A 23,882-nucleotide genomic window follows, 5' to 3' on the forward strand; every position below is an offset into this window, starting at 1 on the left:
ATGTCGAACGAAACGCAGTGGCCCGATAGTTGGAAAACGCTATCGCACGGTATTCGCAGTGGCCGCTACACCGATCCTGCATTTGCAAAGCTTGAATACGAAAAATTGTGGAGTCGCGTGTGGCAAACCGCCGCACGCCTCGATGAAATTCCCAATAAGGGCGACTACACCACTTACGAGATTGGTGATCAGTCGGTGATTGTGGTGCGTGTTGATGCTGACACCATCAAGGTTTATCACAACGTCTGTCCGCATCGCGCGACTGCACTATCACCGGGCGGCACCGGTCATTTTCACAATTGCAAAATCATTTGCCCATTCCACGGCTGGCGCTGGAATTTGTCTGGCCGTAATGAATATGTATTGGAGCGTGGCGAATTCAAAGATGGCAAGTTGCTGGATAGCGATGTCGCGCTGCGCGAAGTTCATCACGTCATCTATGCTGGTTTTGTCTTTATCAATTTTGATCGCAATCCGATTTCATTCGATGAATTCATTGCGCCTGTGCGCGAGTTGATCGACGGCCTCGCAATTGGCGAGATGCACCACTACTGGTGGAAAGCCATTCCGATCGCCAGCAACTGGAAGGTTGCGCAGGAAGCGTTCTTCGAGGGCTATCACGTTCCAGCCACGCATCCACAGTTGGAGCCGGATGCTGCTGAGATAATTTTTAATGGTGAGCCCACTGCCGAGACAGAAGAATCCTTCGCGCATAACAATGTCATCACCGATGCGTTCCCGAACGGCCACGGCCGTTTCTACGCCGGCAAGAAAACGCCAATGGCGGGTCACACCAAACTAGGCGGTGATCCAGTCGATGCAATGGCCGCACGTCTCAACCTCTTGGTTGAAGGCATGGATGCGATGGTGTTGAAGGAAGATGTTGAGATTGTGCGTTCGCTGAAGGGCAAACCAATTCCCGAGGGCTCAAGCCTCGGCGGTGAATACGTCAAGGCGCTATATACAACTGCAGCGATGCAGAAGCGCCCGATGCCAAAACCGGTGCCGGAAGTTCTTGGCATGTGGGGCGGTGAGATTTTTGTATTCCCTAATCTGATGATTCTGCCGCATGCCGGTAACGCGATGATTTATCGCGTGCGTCCTGATGCGACCAATCCGGATCATTGCGTCTTTGAAATTTTTTCCACCAAAACTTATCCCGCTGCAGTGACACCACCGCGTGCGGAAATGCAGTTGGTGACGGACGAGATGGATCCCACTCAAGTACTGCCGATTCCCCGTCAGGATCTCGGCAACATTCCGCGCATGCAGCGCGGCTTACATTCAAAGGGCTGCAAGCAAATCTGGCTTGCCAGCGAACAAGAAAAAATGATTCTGAACATGCACCAAGAAATGGATCGCTATCTCGACGCGCCCAAAGTGACTAGTGGAGCGGCTTCGGTATGAATTTCGAGCTGTCCGAAGAACAACAGATGATGCGCGAGAGCTTCGCGCGCTTTCTTGATCAAGAGAGCAGCACGGTGCGCGTGCGCGCAGCCATGCCATCAGGCTTTGATAAGCAGATGTGGAATGGCCTTGCCGAACTCGGCGCGTTCTCTGTTCGCGTGCCGGAAGAAGCGGGCGGCTTAGGCCTGGGATTGCTCGATGCTGCGCTGCTGATGGAAGAAGCAGGGCGCACATTGGCGTCTGGCCCAGTTGCAGAAACATTGGTCGCTGCAAGATTGCTCGCGCTATTAGGCGGACAAGCCGAACTGCTTGAACGCGTCACCACCGGCGCTGCCGTTGTCAGCCTCGCGTTCCACGATATTGCACAGCAACCACGACAGTGGGTTGCAGGTGGCGCTGTTGCAGAAGCCGTTATTGCCCGTGATGGCAAGAACATTCTGTTGCTGAGCGTGCCGGAGTCTGCACGTGGCGGTGAAGACAATCTGGCATCGACACCAGTCGCTGAGCTCGCGCTCAAAGAATTCCCACGCACCGTTCTTTCAAGCAATGGCGAAGGCCACATTATTTTCTCGCAGGCTTTAGAAGAGTGGAAGCTTCTGATCGGTGCTGCGCTCGCGGGTCTTGGTCGTGAGTCATTGCGCCTTGCTGCTGCTTACGCCAGTGAGCGCAAACAATTCGGTCAGTTCATTGGTCAGTTCCAAGCGATCTCGCATCCACTTGCGGATTTGGTCTGCGAAGTAGATGGCGGCAAGTTCCTCGTATGGAAAGCCATTCGCCATATCGCTGATGGCGCGCCAGAAGCAGGCGCCGCAGTTTCAATCGCAGCATGGTGGAATTCCGAAGCCGCATCACGCGCTGTAGCGCAGGCGTTGCACACCTTTGGCGGCTACGGCCTCACCACTGAATACGACATCTTCCTCTTCAACCTGCGCGCCAAAGCTTGGCCGCTGGTGTTCGGTGATCCACAGCGTCTGCTGCAGGAAGCCGGTCGCCGTCTCTACGGTGGCGAGCGCGCAGTGCTCGTGCTGCCAGATGCTGGTGATTGCCCAGTAGATTTTGATTTGGGCGACGACGCGCGTTCGATCACGAAAGAAATCAACGCATTCTTCGAAAAGAATGTGACGCCAGAAATGCGCGAGAAATTCCATTACAGCTGGGAAGGTTACAACCCAGAGATTCATCAAAAACTCGCTGAAGCTGATTTGCTGTTCCCCGGCTTGCCGAAGGACATGGGCGGTCGTGGCTTGAAGACCTACGCCAAGATTGCGGCGATGGATGCCTTCGAACATCAGGGTTACAACACGCCAGCCGCCAACGTTGCTCAGATGGTGTCACTCATCATCTATCGCTTCGGCACTGACGAACTCAAGCGCGAAGTGCTGACCAAGTTGATGAAGGGTGAGGCGATTGCCAGCCTCGGTTATTCCGAGCCGGGCTCTGGCTCCGATGTATTCGCTGCACAGTGCAAGGCCACGCAAGAGCCTGATGGTTCATGGCGCATCGACGGCACCAAGATGTTTACCAGTGGTGCCAATCTCGCCAGCTATGTATTGATGCTGTGCCGCACGAATACTGAAGTCGCTAAGCACGCAGGCCTCACCATGTTCATCGTGCCGCTGAAAGCGCAGGGCGTGACGGTGCAACCGGTGCACACCTTCCAGGATGAGCGCACCAACATCACCTTCTATGACGGCGTCCGCATTCCCGACAGCTGGCGTTTAGGCCCAGTCGATGCCGGTGTCAAAACGATGGCCGCCAGTCTTGAACTAGAACACGGTGGCGGCTTCTCCAAAGTGCAGCGTGCCATGCTCAAAGCTGCAGAGCAGATGTGTCGCGAGATTTCTTTCGAAGGCCGCCCACTGATCGAAGACCGCACCGCGCAGTCGCGCCTCGCACGTTCGACTGCCAACCTCTGGGTTTCGGACATGCTGACCTTCCGCGCGCAGTGGACCATCGCGGAGAAGAAGCAGAACCTCGGTTACGGCCCAATGGCCAAGATGTTCTCGTCTGAAAAATTCCTCACCGACTCACGCGACTTGCTCGATCTGACTGCGCCATACTCGCTGTCGAAACGCGCCGGTCCCGCAGGGTTTCTGAATCAGTGCTACCGCCATGCGCAGGGCACCACGATCTACGGCGGCACCAGCGAAGTCCATCGCAGCATGATCGCCGAGCGCGGGCTCGGAATGCCGCGCACAAGAGCCTGAGAAAGCCATGACCGACGCTCCACATCTGTTAACCGAAGAAAAAGGCGCGATCCTGATCGCGACACTCAACCGTCCTGAAAAACTCAACGCACTGAGCGGTGAGTTGATGGGCCTGTTCGAAAAAGCACTGCATCATTTCCGCGATACGCCAGAACTCAAGGTGATGTTGATTCGCGCTAATGGCCGATTCTTCTGCACTGGCGCTGATCTTCGTGGTGGTGATTCACGTCCGCAAACGACACCGACGGCTTCGAGCATCCGCGAGAACCATCGTCTGCGCTTACATGGCATGCATCGTATTTATGATGAGATGGAATCCATCGAAAAGCCCATCGTTGTTGCGCACCACGCAACCTGCATGGGTGGTGGTTTGGAACTCTCGCTGTCCTGCGATTTCCGTCTCGCAGCCAAGAGCGCGCGTTACGCATTTCCTGAAGGCAAGTTTGGCGTGATCCCGGCGTCGAATGGCGTGAGTCGTTTGTCACGCATGATTGGCACGCATTGGACGCGTTATCTGATCATGGCCAACCTGCCAGTCGATGCAGACCGCGCGCTGATCATGGGTCTGGTGCATGAAGTGTATCCAGACGAAACCTTCGCAGAGGACGCGATGAAATTCTGCGAGCACCTTGCTCAGCAGAATGGCGAACAGATGGGCGCAGCCAAGCTCGCCATCGAACTCGCGCATGACGTTGGACTCGCGCAGGCACGCAACGTAGAGCGTTTAACCAACAGTGCATTGATGCTCAATCCTGCGTATCAGGAAGGCATTCGCAAATACGTCGAAGGCATCGGCGGTAAGAAAGACAAGTAGTTCAAAAAGATTTTGGAGTATTCATGACGCAAGTAGCACTGACACCTGCAGTTCCTAAACCAGATCACGTCGTCGATTCGGTGGTCTACGACTTCGATATGTTTGGCGATCCAGGCCTGCTGGCTGATCCGCACGTGCGCATCATGGATTTAGTGAAGAACGCACCGTCGGTATTCTGGACGCCACGTAACGGTGGTCACTGGATGCTGACCAGCCACGCTGCAAACTTCAACGCCTCACGCGATACCGAAACTTTCTCTAGCCAATTTATTCCGCCAGAAAAGCTCGCGATGTTGAAGGCGATGATGCCGCCGGGTTCGCCGCATATCCCGATTGCTGTGCCGATCAATCTTGATCCGCCGGATCATGGCAAGTACCGCATGCCCTTGCAGCGTGTGTTCTCGCCTAAGGCGATTGAGATGCTGCGTGAAGACATCCGCACGCTGGCCCGCGAGCTGCTCAATAAGGTGAAAGCCGATGGCGGCTGCGAATTTGTTGCAGCAGTGGCAGAACCTCTGCCGGTGCAGGTTTTCCTGAAAATGCTCGGCTTGCCGTTGGAGCGTTCAGACGAATACCGCGAACTCGTGCGCGCCCATCTGGCCGATTCAAATCTTGATCCGCGCAAGATGATCATGAAGATGCAGCGCGTCGCTGCCAGCATGCGTGACACCATGCTCGAGCGTAAGGAAAATCCGCAGAACGATATTCTCAGCATGCTGTGGAAGATCGAAGTCGACGGCAAGCCGACCACGCTTGAAGATATGGAGAACTACGGCGTGTTGTTGTTCATCGCCGGTCTCGATACCGTCATTAACGGCATGGGCCTGGGCGTGCGTCACCTCGCACAGCATCCGGAACTACAAGCGCAGTTGCGCAATAATCCAGCCCTCGCCAGCGATGTGACGGAAGAGATGCTGCGCCGCTACACCTTCACCGTGCCGCCACGCATCATGGCCAAAGACGTTGACTTCATGGGCGTGCAGCTGAAGAAGGGCGACAAGGTCATGCTCTATCTGCCTGCTGCCGATCTCGATGCGAAGGAATACAGCAATCCTGATCAGTTCAACCTGAAACGCGAAGGCACACCACACATCGCCTTCAACGCCGGCCCACATCGCTGCCTCGGCTCACATCTGGCACGTGTCGAACTGCAAGTGCTCTACGAAGAAATGGTGAAGATCATTCCAGAGTTCCGTCTTGATCCAGCAAAGCCAGCGGTGTTCCATGGTGGGCATGTGGTTGGTATTCACAGTGTGAATCTGCTCTGGTAATTCGTTGCCCGGGTGAAACCCGGGACGCTCACTCTTTGAATTGGCCCAAAGCCCCGGGTTGCACCCGGGCTACACTCAGTTTGTAGGCTGGGTTGAAGCGTACGAGGGCATGGATGCCCGAGGTAGAGCAACGCAGGAGCAGTTGCCGAGCGAAACCCAGCAACAACTCTAATCGGCAAGACGCTGGGTTTTGCTTCGCGGCAACCCAGCCTACGAGCTGATCGCTCCTCGTTTGATGTCATCCCGAACGCAGTGAGGGATCTTGCTTTGGCTCTAATTGATTAGAGTTACGGCAAGGTCCCTCACTGCGTTCGGGACGACACATCGCTGTTTCCCAAGTGCGTCCGGATGTTGAACAATACCCCGCATGAACTCGCCGCAATCCGTTTCCCGCGTCATCCAGATTCTGGAAGCCTTGTGCGCCAGTGCAGAGCCCGTGAGCCTCGCGCAACTCAGCCGTGAACTTGAAGCCCCGAAGAGCAGCCTCGCTGCTCTGTTGCGTGGCCTGGCAGAAGAAGGTTTTGTCGTTTCCACCGAAAGCGTCTATCGCCTCGGGCCACGTGCCTTTGGTTTAGGCAGCGCCTTGCTCGAAGCGCGGCGCCGTTTTCAATCCTCCGATCTCGTTCGCGATGGCATGCGCCGACTAGCTGAGCGCTCAGATGAAACCGTACTGTGGGCCGTACGCGACGAAGGTGCAGAGACGCTCACCTATGTCGAAGTCATCGAAAGCCGCAACGCGATTCGCTTCACCGTTCCTGTTGGTGATCGTCGTCCGCTGTATTGCACCTCAGGTGGGCGCGTGTTGTTGGCTGCTGCGCCGGAGGCTGAGGCTAAGGCATATCTCAAGCGTTTGAAGCCGCAATCACTGACGGCTAGTACTGAAATTGATAAAGCCAAGCTGACTGCTGAAATCGAGAAAGCGAGAGAGCAGGGTATTTCGCAGACGGTTGATCAGGCAGCGGATGGGGCGGCTGGTACGGCTGCTGTGATTCGTGATTCGACCGGGGCTGTTATCGGTGCGTTGGTTGTTGCTGCGCCGAGTTCGCGTATTCAGAAGAAGCGTGCAGAGCTTGCACGGCTTGTGCGCGAAGAGGCGGATGCTATTTCGGCTAGCTTGGGCTATCGAATGGCTAAACGTAGCTGATGCCGTGAATAGATGGGGAATTCCATATTGGTTGGAGATGGAAGTTCGGGCCCGAGATAAGAATTGCGTCTATTGCGCTGTGTTAATGATTGAAAGAGCTCCGCGCGGTAGTTCTCGAAAGGCAGTTGCAACTTGGGAGCACATCATCAATGACGCGCGAATCATCACCCGAGAGAACATCGCGCTTTGTTGTGCATCATGTAATTCAAGTAAGGGACAAAAGTTTCTGTCAGTTTGGATCGCTTCGGAAAAATGCATCAAACGTGGCGTTACTGAAGCTACTATTGCACCCATCATTCAACTAGCGCTTAAGGCCGAGATGGATTCTGTTCGGCTGGAGCGTATGCAGTAAATCAACGCATCAAAGTTCGTATTTACTTGGGCAACAATCCCACAAACGCCGTCAACGCCGGACTTGCCCAGCTACTCTTAAGCTGCACCCGATAAAGCGGTCTCTGAATACTGAGCCCTTTAATCGGCACAACAGCCAAAGTCTTCGCAGCAACTTCCGTCTTAATCGCAAAAGCAGAGAGCACAGCAATGCCTGCGCCCGTTGCTACGGTTTGCTTTAGCGCTTCTGTACTCGCCAACGTCATCGACGGCCGCAGCGTGAGTTTCTTCGTCGCAAACGCACGCTCAGTCACTGCACGGGTACCTGAACCCACTTCGTGCATCAGAATCGGGTACTGCATCATCGTTGCCAACGGCACAGGCGAATGTTTGGTGATGGGATGCTTAGGCGCTGCGATCAGCACGAGTTCGTCATTGGCGAAGACGTGATACTCCAGTAGGTCACTGCCGACGATACCTTCAGCAAATCCAATATCAATTTCACCAGCAATCAGCCGGTTTTCAATCGTGTTGCTGTTCTCCACTTGTAGCGACAATTCCACGCCTGGATATTGCTGGCGATAGTTCGCGAGGATGGCGGGGAGCAGGTAGCCGCCAATGGTGCGGCTGGCGCCGATGGTGATGCGGCCGCGGATGTGTTTTTGGAGGTCGCCGATGGCTTCTTCGGCCTCAGCTTCGAGGGCAAACAGGCGATTGGCGTAGCCTTGCAGCAGCTTCCCGGCCTCGGTGATGCGGACGCCTCGGGGCAGGCGGTCAAATAGCGTTACCCCCAGCGTTCGCTCGAATTCCCCCAGCTGCTTCGATACCGCCGACTGGCTGATATGCAGGCGCTGCGCCCCGCCGCTGATGCTTTTGCAGGAGGCAACTGCATGAAAGATAGACAGATGATTGAGGTTCATCGGGCGTGTTGACCTTTGATATAACTTTTATATGCTTTAAGCATATACATTTTGTATTTTTATTATAGGTCGGTTTTCCATAGAATCGCGTCCTTATTGTCCGCCGCACGACTAAACGAGCAGAAACATGACTGAACAGAAAGGCACAAATCTCACCTGGCACGAAGGCGAAGTCACACGCGCCCAGCGTGGGGAACTGTTGGGCCAGAAGGGCGCAACGATCTGGTTCACCGGCCTCTCCGGTTCGGGCAAGAGCACGGTCGCGGTTGCGCTGGAATCAGTGCTGCACGCGCAGGGCCGTCTGGTCTATCGCTTGGATGGCGACAACGTGCGCCTCGGCATCAACAAGAACCTCGGCTTCACCGCTGAAGATCGCACCGAGAACATCCGCCGCATTGGCGAAATCGCCAAGCTGTTCGTTGACACCGGTGTGATCGCGCTGTCCAGCTTCGTTTCGCCTTATCGCGCTGATCGTGATCTCGTCCGCAAACTGCATCAGGACGCTGGCATGGAGTTCATCGAGGTTTATCTCGATGTACCGCTCGCCGAAGCTGAAAAGCGTGACCCTAAAGGTCTGTACAAGAAGGCGCGCGCTGGCCTGATCAAGAATTTCACGGGCATCGATGATCCGTATGAAGCGCCTGAAGCCGCTGAGCTGGTTCTGCCTAGCCACGAGATGACGCTGCAGCAGGAAGTCGAAGCGCTGCTCAATCTGTTGAAGGCTCGCGGCATCATCCCTGCATAAATTGGTCTCCCTCTCCCCGCAAGCGGGGAGAGGGAAATTTCAAAACAATTGTTTAAACCGAGAACACCCATGATCAAGCCACACGGTTCCGACACGCTGAACCCACTTTATGTTGCTGACGATGCCAAGCGCGCTGCGCTGGCCAAAGAAGCTGAATCACTGCCTAGCTTGCTGCTGAACTCCGCAGCCGCTGCCAACGCCGTGATGCTCGGCGCTGGTTACTTCAATCCGCTGAAGGGCTATATGAACCTCGCCGACGCGCTGAGCGTTGCCAAGGATCTGAAGACCAGCGCTGGTTTGTTCTGGCCTGTGCCTATCGTCAACCTCACGAAGGATGCGAGCGTTAAAGCGGGCCAGCGCATTGCATTGCGTGACCCTAACGTTGAAGGCAATCCAGTTCTCGCCGTGATGAACGTTGAAGCCGTTGAAGCGGTGAGTGACGAACAGCTGCAGTTCATGGCCAAGGAAATCTTTGGCAACCTCGACGAGAAGCACCCTGGCGTTAAGACCTTCCTCAGCCTCGGCAACACACTGTTGTCAGGCCCGATCGAGGTGTTGAGCTACAGCTACTTCCAGAGCGAATTCCCAGAAACCTTCCGCACCGCCGTGCAGATCCGCGAAGAAATTCAGGCGCGTGGCTGGAAGAAAGTTGTTGCCTTCCAGACGCGTAACCCAATGCACCGCGCGCACGAAGAACTCTGCCGCATGGCGCACGAGCGTCTCGGCACCGATGGCATCGTCATTCACATGCTGCTCGGAAAATTGAAGGACGGCGATATTCCTGCTGACGTGCGCGACGCTTGCATCCGCACCATGGTCGACAACTACTTCCCGAAGAACACCGTGCTGATCAGCGGCTACGGCTTCGACATGATGTACGCCGGCCCGCGTGAAGCAGTGCTGCACGCTGTGTTCCGTCAGAACATGGGCGCGAGCTACCTCATTGTTGGTCGCGACCACGCTGGCGTGGGCGACTACTACGGTCCGTTCGATGCACAGACGATCTTCGAAACGCGCGTGCCGAAGGGCGCATTGCAGATCGAAATCTTTGGCGCCGACAACACCGCGTACAGCAAGAAGCTGGATCGCGTGGTGATGATGCGCGAAGCGCCGGATCACACGCCGGAAGATTTCATCAATCTCTCAGGCACCAAGGTCCGCGCGATGTTGGGCGCAGGCATTGCACCGCCACCAGAATTCTCGCGTCCTGAAGTCGCAAAGGTTCTGATGAACTATTACCAGATCGTTGACGCTGGTAAGGCATAAGTAATGGCCTTCATCGACGTCTTCAACGGCGACGCTGACGGCATTTGCGCCCTCACACAGCTGCACCTCGCAGAACCTCGCGAGGCGCAGTTGGTGACAGGCGTGAAGCGCGACATCGATCTGTTGGAGAAGGTTGATGCCAAGGCCGGTGACAAGATCACCGTGCTGGATGTTTCACTCGACAAGAATCGCGATGCATTAGTGCGTGCACTCAATGCGGGTGCTGAAGTGTTGTACGTCGATCATCACTTCGCTGGAGAAATTCCCGCGAGTGACAAACTCACCACGCATATCAATGAAGCGCCTGATGTTTGCACCAGCTTGCTGGTGAATGGCCTGTTGAAGAATCGTTATCTGGCTTGGGCGGTTGTTGGTGCGTTTGGCGACAACCTCAAGAAGAGTGCAGATACGTTAGCCAAAGGTTTGTCGGTCAGCGAAGCGCAGCTGCGCCAGCTTGAAGACCTTGGCACTTATCTCAACTACAACGGCTACGGCGAGAACGTTGAAGATTTGCACTTCGCACCAGACGCGCTGTTCCGTCTGGTGAGTCGCCACGCCAATCCTTTCGACTTCATGACTGAAGCGCGTGAGCATTTTGAAAAGCTTGCGGACGGTTACAAGACGGATATGGGCAAGGCGGAATCGACGCCCGTGCAACCTGGCTCCACTGATCATGCTGCATTGCTGATTCTTCCCGATGCGCCGTGGGCGCGTCGTGTCAGTGGTGTGTACAGCAATGATCTGGTGAACCTGCATCCGGATCGTGCACATGCGGTGCTGACGGAAAAGGTTGGTGGTAGTTATCTGGTCAGCGTGCGTGCGCCACTCAATCGCAAGAAGGGTGCGGATGAGTTGTGCCGTAGTTTCGCTACGGGTGGTGGTCGTGCGGCGGCGGCGGGGATTAATGATTTGCCGGCTGATCAGGTTGGTGAGTTTATGCGGCAGTTTCAGCAGAAGTATTCAATCAAATAGCGGCAACGTAATACCGTAGGGTGGGTAGAGCGCAGCGAAACCCACCATTGTTCGTGCGGCCAAGACGGTGGGTTTCGCTACGCTCTCCCCACCCTACACAGTTCATCCGGTTTTACGTCTGCACTCCGCCAATACTTCCTCAGTGTGCTCACCCAACTCGGGCGCAGCACCATGCACACGCCCCGGCGTATGCGAGAACCACGTCGGCACACCCGGAAATTTCACCGGGCCGTAACAAGAATCCACCGTCTCAAAAAAACCAATCTCGTTGAGATGCTCGTTATTAAAGAGCTCACCCGGCGTGCGTAGTGGCGCAGCGGGAATGCCGAGGCTTTCAAGCAACGTCAGCCATTCCTGTGTCGTACGCTCTTTGAACGTTTCCGTCAGCAAGCCATAGATGCGACCAATCTGCTTGGCGCGCAGCTGCAATGTCTCCATGCCGGGCTCAACCCATGCCGGCTTCACCGCTTCAACAAACTTCGCCCACATCTTGTCGTTGTAGATCAACGCAGAGACGTGTCCGTCTTTCGTCTTATATGGCTTGCGATTCGGCGACACTGCACGCGGATAAAACGCTTCGCTGAGCGGCGGCGTAAACATCGCGCCATTGGCATGTTCCGCGAGCATGAACGAAGCCATCGTTTCAAACATGCCGACTTCTACTTCCTGACCTTGGCCGCTACGTTCACGATGGAACAGTGCCATCGTGGTGGCGTAGAGCACGGTGAGTCCGGCGACTTTGTCTGCGGCAATCGTGCCGACGTAATTGGCTTCGCCCGTCAGCATTTGTTGCACGGCGGTGAGTCCGCACTCCGCTTGAATGGTGTCGTCGTAAGCAGGCAGATCTCTGCTCGGGCCGCGACGGCTGTAGCCGTAAGCGTTGGTGTAGACGATCTTGGGATTCATTGCGGCGACAGCTGCGTAATCAAAGCCAAGCTTGGCAATGGCCTTTGAACGCATCGAGTGGATGAACACATCTGCGCCTTCAATCAACGTCTTCAGCGTTGCTTTGCCTTCATCGGTTTGCAGATTAAGGATGACGCTGCGCTTGCCGCGGTTCACGTTGGCGAATACGCCGCCCATCGTCGGCGAAGGGCCTACCGAGATATAGCGCGTGCCGTCACCATCTGGTGGCTCGATCTTGATCACGTCCGCGCCCATGTCCGCCATGATCTGTGTGCAATAAGGGCCCATGACCATAGCCGTCAGATCAATCACCCGCACGCTCGCCATCGGGCCACTTCTTTTGGCAGCACTGCTCATAAATCGCCTTTTTATCGGTATTCCTTGGTCTGATTCTTCCATGAAACGCGTGCCGATTCCAGTTTAATGGGCTAATATCGGTACGAATTGGATTTGGCTGTTACGCTCCTTCTCCCGGCTTTTGCGGGGAGAAGGTTGGGATGAGGGGTATTCGGAAAAGGCGCGCCTCTAGCGGATACCCCTCACCCTGGCCCTCTCCCCGCAGGCGGGGAGAGGGAAACAATCTTTAGTCGTTCACAGAATCGGGTTTGAACCATGAATTTCTCGTTCACAACAGATCAGCAGAACATCCGCGATGCGATCCTCAAGCACTGTTCGCAGTTCTCGCCGGAGTACTGGCTAGAGCGTGATCGCGATGGCGTGTTCCCATTCGAATTCAGCAAGTCGATGGCTGATGCAGGTTGGCTCGGCGTGGCGATGCCGGAAACGGTCGGCGGTGCAGGCTTGGGAATTACTGAAGCCGCAATCATGATGCAGGCCGTCGCAGAAGCAGGCGGCGCGATGACGGCAGCGTCGAGCATTCACGGCCCGGTGTTCAGCATGCAACCGGTGTCGCTGTTCGGCACTGAAGAGCAGAAGCAGCGAATGATTCCGCCCGTGCTGCGCGGCGAAGATCGCATTTGCTTTGCGGTCACCGAACCCAACATCGGACTCGACACCACCAAGCTGAAGACGCGTGCAGAAAAGCGCGAAGGTGGTTATCTCGTTAACGGCGAAAAGATCTGGATTTCGGTTGCGCAGAACGCCAACAAGATGATGTTGCTTGCACGCACCACGCCATTGGAGAACGTGAAGCGTAAAACGGATGGTTTGTCGCTGTTCTTCACCGATCTTGATCGAACAAAGATTGATGTGAAGCTCATTCACAAGATGGGTCGTCACGCTGTCGATTCGAACATGCTCTTCATCAACGATCTCTGGATTCCAGAAGCAGATCGCATTGGTGCAGAAGGCGATGGCTTCAAGATTATTCTTCATGGCCTCAATCCAGAACGTATTCTCTTGGGTGCAGAAGCCATCGGTATCGGTCGAGCAGCGATTCAGCGTGCAGCGCAGTACGCACGCGAGCGCATCGTGTTTGATCGCCCGATTGGCATGAACCAAGGCATCCAACATCCCTTGGCCAAATGCTGGGCGCAGCTTGAAGCGGCGAACCTGATGGTGATGAAAGCCGCGACCTTGTTCGACAAAGGCGAGGACTGCGGTGTTGAAGCCAACGCAGGTAAATATCTCGCCGCCGAGTTCGCCTTCGAAGCCTGCCACACCGCGATGCTGACTTTAGGTGGCATGGGCTACGCACAGGAATATCATGTCGAACGCTTGCTGCGTGAAGTACTCATTCCGAGAACGGCACCAGTCAGCCCTCACATGATTCTAAATTTTCTTGCAGAGAAAGTTCTGGGTCTTCCGAAATCCTATTAATACGTAGGGTGGGTAGAGCGTAAGCGAAACCCGCCGCAGGCCAAGTTGCAAGAATGGTGGGTTTCGCTGCGCTCTACCCACCCTACGTAAAATTAAATATTTAGAGAAAATTCATGAAGCCAGAAATATTCAGCGCCCGCTCATGGCTCTTCGCCCCCGGCGATAGCGAAAAGAAAATGCAGAAGGCAGCAGCCAGTGCTGCTGATATCGCGCTCTTCGATCTGGAAGATGCCGTCGCCGAAGCAGAGAAGCCAAAAGCACGCGAACTGGTGCTGGCCTTCCTGCAATCGCAGCCTGCTGATCGCTCGCGTTTGTGGGTGCGTATCAATCCCCTGCAAGAGCGACATGCGTTGGCTGATCTCGCAGCGATCATGCCGGGTCGTCCCGGTGGCATCATGGTGCCGAAGACGCGTAGCGGTGCCGATCTTGTTGTGCTCGATCACTATCTCTTAGCGCTTGAAGCAGCCAACGGTATTGAACTCGGCAGCACCAAAGTATTTCCACTGGTAACCGAAACCGCCGAAGGCATGCTGACCACGGGTTCATATGCTGGCGCACCGCGTCTCGTTGCGATGACTTGGGGTGCGGAAGATCTTGCTGACGCACTCGGTGCAAGCGAGAACAAGAATCCGGATGGCAGTTATGGCTTCACTTACGAACTCGCACGCAGCTTGTGTCTGGTCGGTGCTGCTGCTGCACGTGTCGCGGCTATCGATACGATTCAAGGCGATTACCGTGATCTTGATACCTTGCGTAAACGCGCTGCGCAATGCCGTCGTGCTGGCTTCCGCGGCATGTTGGCGATTCATCCAGCGCAGGTGGATGTGATCAACGAGGCGTTCATGCCGACGGCTGATGAGATTACGCAGGCGCAAGAGATTGTCGACTTGTTCGCGGCGAATCCTACGCTTGGAACGATTGGCTACAAGGGCGGCATGCTGGATCGTCCGTTTCTCGCGCGTGCGCAGCAGTTGTTGAAGCTCGCGGGTCAATAGTGAGCATCAAGACAGACGCTGCAGGACTCGACCTCGCCAAATTCCTGAAGCGCGGTGATCGTATCGTTTGGGGCCAAGCCTGCGGCGAGCCACAAACATTAATCGAAGCATTGATCGCACAAGCCGAAAGCATCGGCGATCTGTCTGCATTCACAGCAACGAGTTTCTCCGGGTTGCTGACGCCTGAATCCGTCAGCAAGTTCTCACTATCAAGCATGGGCGCCATTGGCGCCCTGCGTACACTGACTGCCGCAAACTGCCTCAGCATCATCCCAAGCCACGTCAGCCAAATTGGTCCGATGATTGAGCAGGGCATCATCGGTTGCGATGTCGCATTCGTGCAGGTGAGTCCGGCAGACGCTGACGGCAATCACAGCTTGGGTCTGATCAGCGATCACATGCAGTCGGCCGTCGCCAAGGCGCGTGTCGTCATTGCTGAAGTCAATGATCAAGTGCCGTATACCTACGGCGAAAAACTGCCTGCATCGCGTATCGATTGCGCCGTGCATGTTTCGCGCATGCCCGTCGAAGTGGCGGCAGCAAAGATCGGCGAAACCGATGAAGCCATCGCGAAGTTCGCCGCTGCGTTTATCGAAGACGGCGCGGTACTGCAGACGGGTGTTGGTGCAGTGCCCGATGCGATCCTGCGTTTGCTGAGTGATCGCCGTGATCTAGGCGTTCACTCCGGCATGCTCGGTGATGGTCTGGTTGATCTGGTAGAAGCAGGCGTTGTCACCAACGCACGCAAAGCCATCGATAAGGGCGTCTCCATCAACGGCGCGCTCATCGGCACCAGAAAGCTTTATCAATGGGTAAACCGCAATGCGAAAGTCCGCATGTGCGCTGCTTCATATACACATGATGCGGCAGTGCTTGCGCAACTTGATCGACTGGTCACGATCAACTCTGCACTGGAAGTAGACCTAAGCGGTCAGGTCAACGCGGAGCAAAGTGGCTCACAGTATTTTGGTGGTACCGGTGGTCAGGTCGATTTTGTGCGTGCCGGTACGCGCTCTCGCGGAGGTCATTCCATTATCGCGCTGCCAGCAACCGCGAAGGGTGGCAGCATCAGCAAGATCGTTACGAAACTGTCGGGCCCGGTGACGACAGCGCGTACCGAAGTCGACATCATCGTCACTGAGTTTGGCGCCGCCGAACTCAAAGGTCAGTCACTCGCTGAACGCTCACGCCGCCTGATTGCGATTGCGCACCCGAATTTCCGCGAGGAACTGGATCGCGCCGCGCATGAGATTCGTAAGCGGGGATTCTGAGATAATTGTGTAGCCCGGGTGCAGCCCGGGGTTTGTGCTGATGGCAAATGGAAGATCCCCGGGTTTCACCCGGGCTACATGAATCATGAGATACCTGTGAAAGAAAATCTCAAAGTCGAAATTCTCGGCCACGTTGCCTTGCTAACTTTCAGCAATCCACCGATCAATTTCGCGACCGTGAGCTTGTTACGTCTGATTGCAGACGAGCTCGAGCGTCTTGATCAAGAATCCGAAATCCGTGCGATTGTTTTAGCCGCAGAAGGCAAAGTCTTTTGCGCCGGGGCGGATCTGGTCTCAGCCAATGGGTTCGGCGCCAGCACTGCCGATCCACTGCGTGAGTTCTACGATCAAGCGATTCGTATCTATACATGCCGCAAGCCGATTGTTGCGGCAGTGCAGGGCGCTGCGATTGGTGCGGGACTTGGTTTGGCAGTTGCTGCGGACTTCCGTGTCACTGCGCCAGAAGCGAAGTTTTCAGCCAACTTCACCAAGCTTGGTTTTCATCCCGGCTTTGGGCTCACGCATACCTTGCCGCGCTTGATTGGTGGTCAACGTGCATCGCAGATGTTTTTGACCGCTGAACGCTATAGCGCAGAAGAATGCGCTGCATGGGGTCTCATCGATAAGATCGTTAGTGCAGATCAATTGCAAGCATCAGCGCTCGCGTTCGCAAAAGAGATTGCCGTCAATGCGCCGCTAGCATTGCTCTCTACGCGTGCAACGCTGCGAGGCAATCTTGTCGAAGAAGTGAAGGCGCAACTGATCCACGAGCATCAGCAGCAACTATTGTTACAGCCGACTGAAGATTTTGCCGAAGGTGTTCGAGCGAGCGCAGAGCGGCGTCCCGGAAAATTCAAGGGACGTTAGTTACCTATTCTTCGATTTTTGAAAAATAGATAACTCAGGGCCGCCGGGAGATGGCACCACACATTTACCTTGTGAAGTGCGTCGGCGGCGTCCAATAAAAAGTATGACAACGAGCCCAGCAAGGGCCAAAAGCGGCAACGCGAGCAGTGGGATTAGTGACATGTGGGGACCTATAAATTATTTGATGCCTAGGAACGCTAGGTTCAAATAAAACATATAGACGACAGGCTAAAACGTCAGTGCGTTGCCCCACATTGGGATCTATAGGTATGCCCAGTGCATCCTCCGTCGGTACGCTAGAACACATTATAAATTGCCATCTCCGGGTATATTTAGCGCCATAGATCGTGGCTGAACTGAACTACACATGGAAAATCCAAACCTGAATAAAAAATCCCGACGTGGCTGGAAGATCCTGATCGCATCAGGGTTATTGCTGCTGCTTTTGGTTTTGCTTTGGGATTGGAACTGGTTCAAACCGCTGGTTGAGTCGCAGGCGTCTGCGAGCTTGGGACGGAAAGTCACCATCGGTCATATGGATGTGGCGCTGTCGCGACAGCCACTGATTGTTCTCGACAATATTGTCATTGCGAATCCATCAGAGTTTCCGACAGACGGTGCCTTCTCAACGATTGCGCAACTGTCGTTGAGAATCGATGCGCGGAAAGGATTACGTGGCTTGATCAGCTTGCCGGAAATCACCGTCACCGCGCCCAAGGCAGCGCTATTGTCGGGGCCATCCGGAAAGCCGAACTACTTATTCGAATTGCAAAAATCGAAGGATGAGAAGTCAGGTCCAGCGATTGAAATAGGACAGCTCACGATCACTGATGGTGATGTGCAGTTTGTCGATCCAAAACTTAAATCTAATTTTCGCCTGAAGATTCACACAGAACCCGCCTCAGAGCGCGCAGAGTCGAAAATTTATATTGATGCTGAAGGAACCTATGCGGCACAAGCAATTACGGGCCGTTTCATCGGCGGCTCGGTTCTAAGTCTTCGCGATCCAGCGCAGCCCTATCCAGTTGATCTAGTGGTCAAGCATGGCGCAACGGTTGCCACATTGATCGGAACCATCGACCGCCCCATCGACTTTGGTGGCGCGAAACTAAAGTTGGATTTTCGCGGTTCCAATCTCGCTGATCTATATCTGTTGACCGGCGTGCCCCTGCCGCCTACATCCGCGTATCGACTCACGGGTGGTCTTGATATTAATAAGGGCGGAGTCAAGTTTAAAAACTTCACCGGTATCGTGGGTGATAGTGATATGTCTGGCGATCTCGCCATTGATTTATTGGCGCAACCACGTCGCAAGATCACCGCGAATGTGGCGTCTAAAAAGCTTGTAATGAAGGATCTCGGTGGCGCGATCGGCGCAACGACTACCGAGGCGGGCGATAAAGCAGAAACACCGAAACAGAAAGCTGAGCGTCTCAAGAAAGAAGCCAGCGGCAAAGTTTTACCAGATATTCCCATCAGCCTGCCGCGCATCCGCGCAGCAGATGTTGATGCGACTTACAAAGCAGCGCGTCTTGAGAGTGCATCAGTTCCTCTGGATGACCTCGATCTACATGTCGTCATTGTTGATGGTCAGATGAATTTATCTCCGGTGCGGTTTGGCGTAGGCACAGGCAGCATCAACGCCAACATCATGCTCGACGGCCGACAGGATCTGGTGCATGCAATTGCAGATGTCGATTTCCGTAAGCTGGATGTCAGCCACATCCTCAAGAAGATGACGGCGTTTAACGGCGACGGAAAAATCGGCGGTGTCTTGCGTATCGACTCTACCGGCAACTCGGTTGCTGACATGCTCGGCCGTGGTGACGGCGAGATGAAACTGTTTATGTCCGGCGGCGATATCAGCGCTTTACTTGTGAATCTGATGGGTCTGGATTTAGGCAACTCGCTGCGCGCTGCGCTCGGCATTCCGCGCCGTGCGGAGTTGCATTGCATGGTGGCCGATATGGGATTGAAGCAAGGGCAGGTGTCCACGCGCACGCTGCTGGTCGATACGACCGAAGCCAACATCATCGGCGGCGGCAGTGTGAATCTTCGCGATGAACTGATTGATTACCGACTGAAGACCGAACCCAAGCACATCAACATTGGTTCAGTCGGCACGCCTATCAATATCAAAGGCACGCTGAAGGACCCGAAGATCAGACTCGAAGCCGGTGCGCTGACCGCCCGTGGCGCTGCCGCGCTCGCCCTTGGCACCTTGTTCACGCCACTCGCAGCGCTGATTCCGACGATACAGCTGGGCTTGGGTGAAGATAACGACTGCGGTGCTTTACTCAAGCGCGTGGGCGCGCCGCAGCCCGCTAAAAAATAAGCGCAGTCGTTACTGGATTAGAAGCGTGCTTCTGCCTGTACGCCAAACCAACGCAATGCGCCGTATGAGGCATAGCCGCGTGGTGTTGGTGCGCCGACGTAGCCGTCGCGGAACTGATAAGTCTCGGTGACGTAATCTTGGTTTAGCAGATTGCGGCCTGAGACGTAGAGCGACAGATAGTTCGACTCCCAACCCACGGCTGCCTTTATACAAAATTAATGACGAGCACTTTAACGATTTGTGACGTGCACGGTACAAAGGTAAATCGAGCCTAAAGCGTACGAGTGATTGATTCCGACAGGCACAATCGACGCCATCAAAAGCCCGACTCATGACAGGGAGATTCGATGAAGCGGCGCATTACCCGACGTGATTTTATCCAGCAATCCAGCATGGCCGCGATATTGGCGATGACCGGTGGCTTGCCCGGCTGCTCAAGCTCATCACCTGTTGGTGCCGACGGCGCTGCACTGCGTGCGCCCAACTCATTGCCTGATCCACTGCGTGCAGCGGGCGTCGCAGATGCAGCGCTGCCGTTTGATCATGTGGTTGTAGTGATGATGGAGAATCACTCTTTCGATAACTATTTCGGTATGTTGTCGCAGCGTGGTCAGCCAAAGGCGGATGGCTTTAAGTTAGACGCTCGCGGCAAACCCACAAATCGCAATCCTGTTGAAGGCGGCTTCCAAAAATCTTTTCATCTGCAAGGCACTTGTCAGCCTGGCCGTGTGACGCAGAACTGGAACAGCTCACACATCCAGATCAATGGCGGCAAGATGAATGGCTACGCCAAGACGGCGACGTCGGCGATGGGTTATTGGGATGAAAGCGATATCCCGTTTTATTACTCACTCGCAAAAACTTTCTGTGTGGGCGATCGCTGCTTTGCGTCCGCACCTTGCCAGACTTATCCGAATCGCCGCTTTCTCTATTCCGGCACTGCACAAGGCACGATTGCGACAGACACCTCCACTAATTTCACCTTGCCCGGGCCTGCGAATGGCACGTTGATGGACAAGATGACAGAGAACGGCGTGAGCTGGCGCAGCTATTTCACCGATCTTCCTGCGCTCGCCATCGTTCCGCAGAATCTGACCGATCACCCGCTGAATTTCTCGCCTGTTGCGCAGTTCTATGTCGACTGTGCGCTCGGCACTTTGCCGGCGGTTTCGTTTGTCGATCCGGAATTCAACGCCGTTAGCACGGTGGGTTCGCCGCTGTTCAGTTTCTTGAAAACTGCCAGCACCAGCATTCCCGGCTTGCCACAAGATGTGATTGATCTTATCCGCAGTCTCGACAACAAGGTTAATGCGCAAGGTGGATCAGAAGAAAATCCGGATGACATTTCTATCGGCGAAAATTTTGTTGCCTCCATCGTTAATGCAGTGATGGCTTCACCGAATTGGGCGCGCACGCTCTTGGTGTGGACGTATGACGAGCACGGCGGTTACTACGATCACGTGCCGCCTGCTCGCGTGCCTAAGCCCGACGATATTCCACCAAAGCTCAAAGATACGGACATTCAGGGTTCATACGACATCACTGGCATGCGTGTGCCGACCGTTGTTGTATCGCCTTATAGCAAGCCCAATGCAGTGACCAGCGTGGTGCACGATCACACTTCAATCATTGCGACGATTGCTGCCAAGTGGAATTTGCCTGCGCTGACGTATCGCGACGCAAACGCCAACACGCTGCTCGACTTTTTGGATTTGGAAAATCCGCCTGCGTTTATTCATCCGCCAACTTTGGCGGCACCGTCTGATCTCAAGCTGATTCTTGAAGGATGCCAAGGCTTGCCGCCAGAGCCGGTGATTGAAACTTAGTGTTGAGTGATCGCCTATATGCAAAAGGCCGCCCAAGGGCGGCCTTTTGTTTTTAGTTGTCATCCCGATCATCGTGAGGGATCTTGCTTTAGCGAGACTTGAGTTACAGCAAGATTCCTCGCTGCGCTCGGAATGACACAGTGTTTTTAAGTAATGCTTTCGTCGTCGCGTCTTTCTTCAAGGCTGCGGTTGATACGCAGCGCAAGCAGTGTCGCTGCAGCACCTGAGAGCAGATACAGGCCAACGTAACCCACGCCAAATTTGGTTGCGAGCATCAACGCGATCAGTGGCGCGAACGCAGCGCCCGTGAGCCAACCGAGATCAGACGTCAGCACCGCGCCGCTGTAGCGATACCGCGCGGAGAAGCTGGAGTTCACTGCGCCCGCAGCCTGTGCGTGCGAGAAGCCGAGCAATGCGAAGCCGAGCAGGATGAACATATAGCCGCCCATCGTGCTGCCCGACAGCAACACCGGCGTCCAGCCGCTGTAAACGCCGATCATCACCGCGCCAATCATCAGCGTGTTGCGGCGACCAATTTTGTCAGCCACTTTGCCGGAGATGATCATGCAAGGGATGGCGAGTGCCGCGCCGATAATTTGCACGAGCAAGAAGTCGGTCAGCGATTGCTTTGTAAACAACAGTGCCCATGACAGCGGGAACACCGTCACCAGATGGAACAGCGCGTAGCTGGCCAGCGGTGCAAAAGCGCCGAGTGCAATGTTGTCGCCTTGCGTGCGAACCAGTTCGCGCAAGGGTGATGGTTCCAGTTCACGCGTCTTCAACAGCTGCGTGAATTCTGGCGTCATTACCAAACGCAGACGCGCAAACAAAGTCACGACGTTAATTGAGAAGGCCACATAGAAGGGATAGCGCCAGCCCCAGCTGACGAAATCTTCTGTCGATAGCGCGCTGATCAGGTAGACGAACAATGCAGACGCAATGATGAAGCCAATCGGCGCGCCAAGCTGCGGAATCATCGCGTACCAACCGCGCTTGTTCTGTGGTGCGTTCAATGCGAGCAGTGAAGGCAGGCCGTCCCAGCTTCCGCCGAGTGCGATGCCCTGTGCGATGCGGAACAGCGCGAGCAGTACGATGGAGGCATTGCCGAGTTCAGCGTAGCCCGGCAAGAAGGCGATACCCGCCGTTGCGGTGCCGAGCATGAACAATGCAATCGTGAGTTTGGTGCCGCGTCCGTAGCGTTCGTGAATCACGCGGAAGATCAGCGAGCCAATCGGGCGCGAGATAAACGCGAACGAGAAAACGATGAAGGAATACAGCGTGCCCGTCATCGCATCAGCGAATGGGAAGAACACCTGAGGGAACACCACAACCGAAGCAATGCCGAAGACGAAGAAATCGAAGAATTCGGAAATGCGGCCGATGATCACGCCGATGGCGATTTCGCTGGAACGCACTTTGACGGGTTGAGCGTCGGCGGGCGTTTCGGCTGCAGGTGTGTGGTGAGCTGTAGACATTCAAACTCTCGAGTGACTTTTAATTTCGTCGCAGGCGTGTAGATAATGCCAACACGTCATGCAACTACTATAGTGAGACGTCGCCGCATTTCCCAATGCAAGGCTCGGTACTTAGGGGGTCCTACAGCCGTAGCCGGGACCATTCCAGCGCTTACCCTCGCATGGATTGCGGCAACGAGCCATTGGACAAAACGTCCAATCGCGCAATATGCCCGGGGGTCCTATAGTGAAAGCCCATCCAAACCGACTGTGCGCCATGTTGTTTCGATTCTTGCGCGGCATGTTGTTGCTTTCGCTGGCAGTTTTCCTGGCCGGCTGTAAGTCTGTGGTGCTGTCGCCTTCTGGCGATATCGCGCAACAGCAGGGCAACCTAGTGATTGTCTCCACTGTTCTGATGCTGCTGATCATCGTTCCGGTGATGATCCTGACGGCTTGGTTCGCCTGGCGTTATCGCGCTTCGAACACCGAAGCGACCTACGATCCTGACTGGCATCACTCGACCTCGGTGGAGTTGGGCATCTGGGCGGCCCCACTGTTGATCGTGATCGCACTCGGCGCCGTGACCTGGATTACCACGCACACGCTTGACCCTTTCCGTCCTCTGGCGCGCATCAGCGCTACGCAGACGCTGGCTAAAGATGTGAAGCCACTACAAGTGCAAGTTGTCGCACTCGATTGGAAATGGCTGTTCATCTATCCCGACTACGGCATCGCCACGGTCAATGAACTCGCTGCACCAATCGACACGCCGATCAATTTCCAGATCACCTCGTCAACGGTGATGAACTCTTTCTATATTCCAGCGCTTGCCGGCCAGATTTACGCCATGCCCGCAATGGAAACCAAGTTGCACGCGGTCATCAACAAGATCGGCAACTACGAAGGCTTCTCGGCTAACTACAGCGGCGCGGGTTTCTCGGGCATGAAATTCCGCTTCCACGGCATGAGCAAAGAAGAGTTCGAAGCTTGGATCCAGAAGAACAAAGACGCAGGCAACAAGCTTGATCGCCCGACGTATCAGGCACTGGAAAAACCTAGCGAGCGCGAAGCTGTGCGTCGTTACGCGCAGATTGATCCCAAGCTCTACGACGCCATCCTTAATCTCTGCGTTGATCCCAACAAGATGTGTCAGCGCGACATGATGGCCATCGACGCGAAAGGCGGCCTCGGCTTGGCGGGCGTCTACAACGTGGGTCGTCTGGCTTATGACCGTCCACGCGCGCGTGGCCATGGTGAGTCTGAAGCTGAACGCGCTTATGTGTTGTCGCTCTGCACGATTGATCGCAGCGCCAACCCGACGTCTTTATCACTGACCGCGCAGCCTTTGAGCGCGGCCGTTATTCGCTGATCGG

General features: G+C 55.1%; 19 protein-coding genes. 15 read left to right on the forward strand and 4 right to left on the reverse strand.

What is annotated here, in order from left to right; genetic code table 11:
- The 5 genes from CJD38_RS16665 (at window position 1) to CJD38_RS16685 (ending at window position 6,843) form a co-directional block, all read left to right on the forward strand.
- Window positions 1-1,407 carry an aromatic ring-hydroxylating oxygenase subunit alpha gene (locus CJD38_RS16665; RefSeq protein ID WP_107941513.1) on the forward strand — a complete coding sequence of 469 codons (1,407 nt, stop codon included), beginning with the start codon at window positions 1-3 and terminating at the stop codon, window positions 1,405-1,407.
- Complete coding sequence (locus tag CJD38_RS16670; protein WP_107941514.1) at window positions 1,404-3,614, forward strand: acyl-CoA dehydrogenase family protein; 2,211 nt, start codon at window positions 1,404-1,406, stop codon at window positions 3,612-3,614. Before CJD38_RS16665 ends, CJD38_RS16670 begins: the two co-directional genes overlap by 4 nt.
- 7 nt (window positions 3,615-3,621) lie before the next feature.
- Entirely contained in the window at window positions 3,622-4,428 is an 807-nt protein-coding gene (locus CJD38_RS16675) for an enoyl-CoA hydratase/isomerase family protein (protein ID WP_107941515.1), read from the forward strand.
- 23 nt (window positions 4,429-4,451) lie between these two features.
- Window positions 4,452-5,699: a cytochrome P450 gene (locus CJD38_RS16680; protein ID WP_107941516.1), complete on the forward strand. Its 1,248-nt coding sequence runs from the start codon at window positions 4,452-4,454 to the stop codon at window positions 5,697-5,699.
- Between the two features lie 367 nt (window positions 5,700-6,066).
- Window positions 6,067-6,843 carry an IclR family transcriptional regulator gene (locus CJD38_RS16685; RefSeq protein ID WP_107941517.1) on the forward strand — a complete coding sequence of 259 codons (777 nt, stop codon included), beginning with the start codon at window positions 6,067-6,069 and terminating at the stop codon, window positions 6,841-6,843.
- Between the two features lie 374 nt (window positions 6,844-7,217).
- On the opposite strand, the gene CJD38_RS16695 is transcribed toward CJD38_RS16685, so the two are convergent.
- Window positions 7,218-8,093, reverse strand: coding sequence for a LysR family transcriptional regulator (locus tag CJD38_RS16695; RefSeq protein ID WP_107941519.1), 876 nt, complete (start codon window positions 8,091-8,093; stop codon window positions 7,218-7,220).
- A 127-nt stretch (window positions 8,094-8,220) separates the two neighbouring features.
- On the opposite strand from CJD38_RS16695, the gene cysC reads away from it, so the two are divergent.
- From cysC to CJD38_RS16710, 3 genes are all read left to right on the forward strand, one after another.
- Complete coding sequence (gene cysC, locus CJD38_RS16700; RefSeq protein WP_107941520.1) at window positions 8,221-8,838, forward strand: adenylyl-sulfate kinase; 618 nt, start codon at window positions 8,221-8,223, stop codon at window positions 8,836-8,838.
- Window positions 8,839-8,907: 69 nt separating this feature from the next.
- Window positions 8,908-10,104, forward strand: coding sequence for a sulfate adenylyltransferase (sat, locus tag CJD38_RS16705; protein WP_107941521.1), 1,197 nt, complete (start codon window positions 8,908-8,910; stop codon window positions 10,102-10,104).
- 3 nt (window positions 10,105-10,107) lie between these two features.
- A complete protein-coding gene (locus CJD38_RS16710) occupies window positions 10,108-11,076 on the forward strand; it encodes a DHH family phosphoesterase (RefSeq protein ID WP_107941522.1) in 969 nt (322 codons plus the stop codon).
- 102 nt (window positions 11,077-11,178) lie between these two features.
- Here the strand turns inward: CJD38_RS16710 and CJD38_RS16715 are convergent, their stop codons facing one another.
- A complete protein-coding gene (locus CJD38_RS16715) occupies window positions 11,179-12,309 on the reverse strand; it encodes a CaiB/BaiF CoA transferase family protein (RefSeq protein WP_107941523.1) in 1,131 nt (376 codons plus the stop codon).
- A 285-nt stretch (window positions 12,310-12,594) separates the two neighbouring features.
- Between CJD38_RS16715 and CJD38_RS16720 the strand changes: the two genes are divergently transcribed.
- The 5 genes from CJD38_RS16720 to CJD38_RS16740 all read left to right on the forward strand — a co-directional run bounded on the left by CJD38_RS16720 (window position 12,595) and on the right by CJD38_RS16740 (window position 19,229).
- On the forward strand, window positions 12,595-13,761 hold the full coding sequence (locus CJD38_RS16720; RefSeq protein ID WP_107941524.1) for an acyl-CoA dehydrogenase family protein: 1,167 nt from the start codon (window positions 12,595-12,597) through the stop codon (window positions 13,759-13,761).
- 113 nt (window positions 13,762-13,874) lie between these two features.
- Window positions 13,875-14,756 carry an HpcH/HpaI aldolase/citrate lyase family protein gene (locus tag CJD38_RS16725; RefSeq protein WP_107941525.1) on the forward strand — a complete coding sequence of 294 codons (882 nt, stop codon included), beginning with the start codon at window positions 13,875-13,877 and terminating at the stop codon, window positions 14,754-14,756.
- On the forward strand, window positions 14,756-16,027 hold the full coding sequence (locus tag CJD38_RS16730) for an acetyl-CoA hydrolase/transferase family protein (protein ID WP_107941526.1): 1,272 nt from the start codon (window positions 14,756-14,758) through the stop codon (window positions 16,025-16,027). The genes CJD38_RS16725 and CJD38_RS16730 overlap by 1 nt, the downstream gene beginning before the upstream one ends.
- Before the next feature lie 78 nt (window positions 16,028-16,105).
- Window positions 16,106-16,894 carry an enoyl-CoA hydratase/isomerase family protein gene (locus CJD38_RS16735; RefSeq protein WP_107941527.1) on the forward strand — a complete coding sequence of 263 codons (789 nt, stop codon included), beginning with the start codon at window positions 16,106-16,108 and terminating at the stop codon, window positions 16,892-16,894.
- A gap of 367 nt (window positions 16,895-17,261) precedes the next feature.
- Entirely contained in the window at window positions 17,262-19,229 is a 1,968-nt protein-coding gene (locus tag CJD38_RS16740) for an AsmA family protein (protein ID WP_107941528.1), read from the forward strand.
- Window positions 19,230-19,246: 17 nt separating this feature from the next.
- Here the strand turns inward: CJD38_RS16740 and CJD38_RS16745 are convergent, their stop codons facing one another.
- Window positions 19,247-19,426 carry a hypothetical protein gene (locus tag CJD38_RS16745; protein ID WP_107941529.1) on the reverse strand — a complete coding sequence of 60 codons (180 nt, stop codon included), beginning with the start codon at window positions 19,424-19,426 and terminating at the stop codon, window positions 19,247-19,249.
- Between the two features lie 150 nt (window positions 19,427-19,576).
- Here CJD38_RS16745 and CJD38_RS16750 point away from each other — a divergent pair, with 150 nt between their 5' ends.
- Window positions 19,577-21,055: an alkaline phosphatase family protein gene (locus CJD38_RS16750; protein WP_107941530.1), complete on the forward strand. Its 1,479-nt coding sequence runs from the start codon at window positions 19,577-19,579 to the stop codon at window positions 21,053-21,055.
- Between the two features lie 146 nt (window positions 21,056-21,201).
- Here the strand turns inward: CJD38_RS16750 and CJD38_RS16755 are convergent, their stop codons facing one another.
- Window positions 21,202-22,530, reverse strand: a complete 1,329-nt coding sequence (locus CJD38_RS16755) for an MFS transporter (RefSeq protein WP_107941531.1) — start codon at window positions 22,528-22,530, stop codon at window positions 21,202-21,204.
- Window positions 22,531-22,786: 256 nt separating this feature from the next.
- Here CJD38_RS16755 and cyoA point away from each other — a divergent pair, with 256 nt between their 5' ends.
- The gene (gene cyoA / locus CJD38_RS16760) at window positions 22,787-23,878 is read left to right on the forward strand and encodes a ubiquinol oxidase subunit II (protein WP_107941532.1); all 1,092 of its coding nucleotides are present in this window, start codon (window positions 22,787-22,789) and stop codon (window positions 23,876-23,878) included.
- Window positions 23,879-23,882: the final 4 nt, after the last annotated feature.

This window comes from Stenotrophobium rhamnosiphilum, assembly GCF_003052265.1.
Taxonomy (GTDB): domain Bacteria; phylum Pseudomonadota; class Gammaproteobacteria; order Nevskiales; family Nevskiaceae; genus Stenotrophobium; species Stenotrophobium rhamnosiphilum.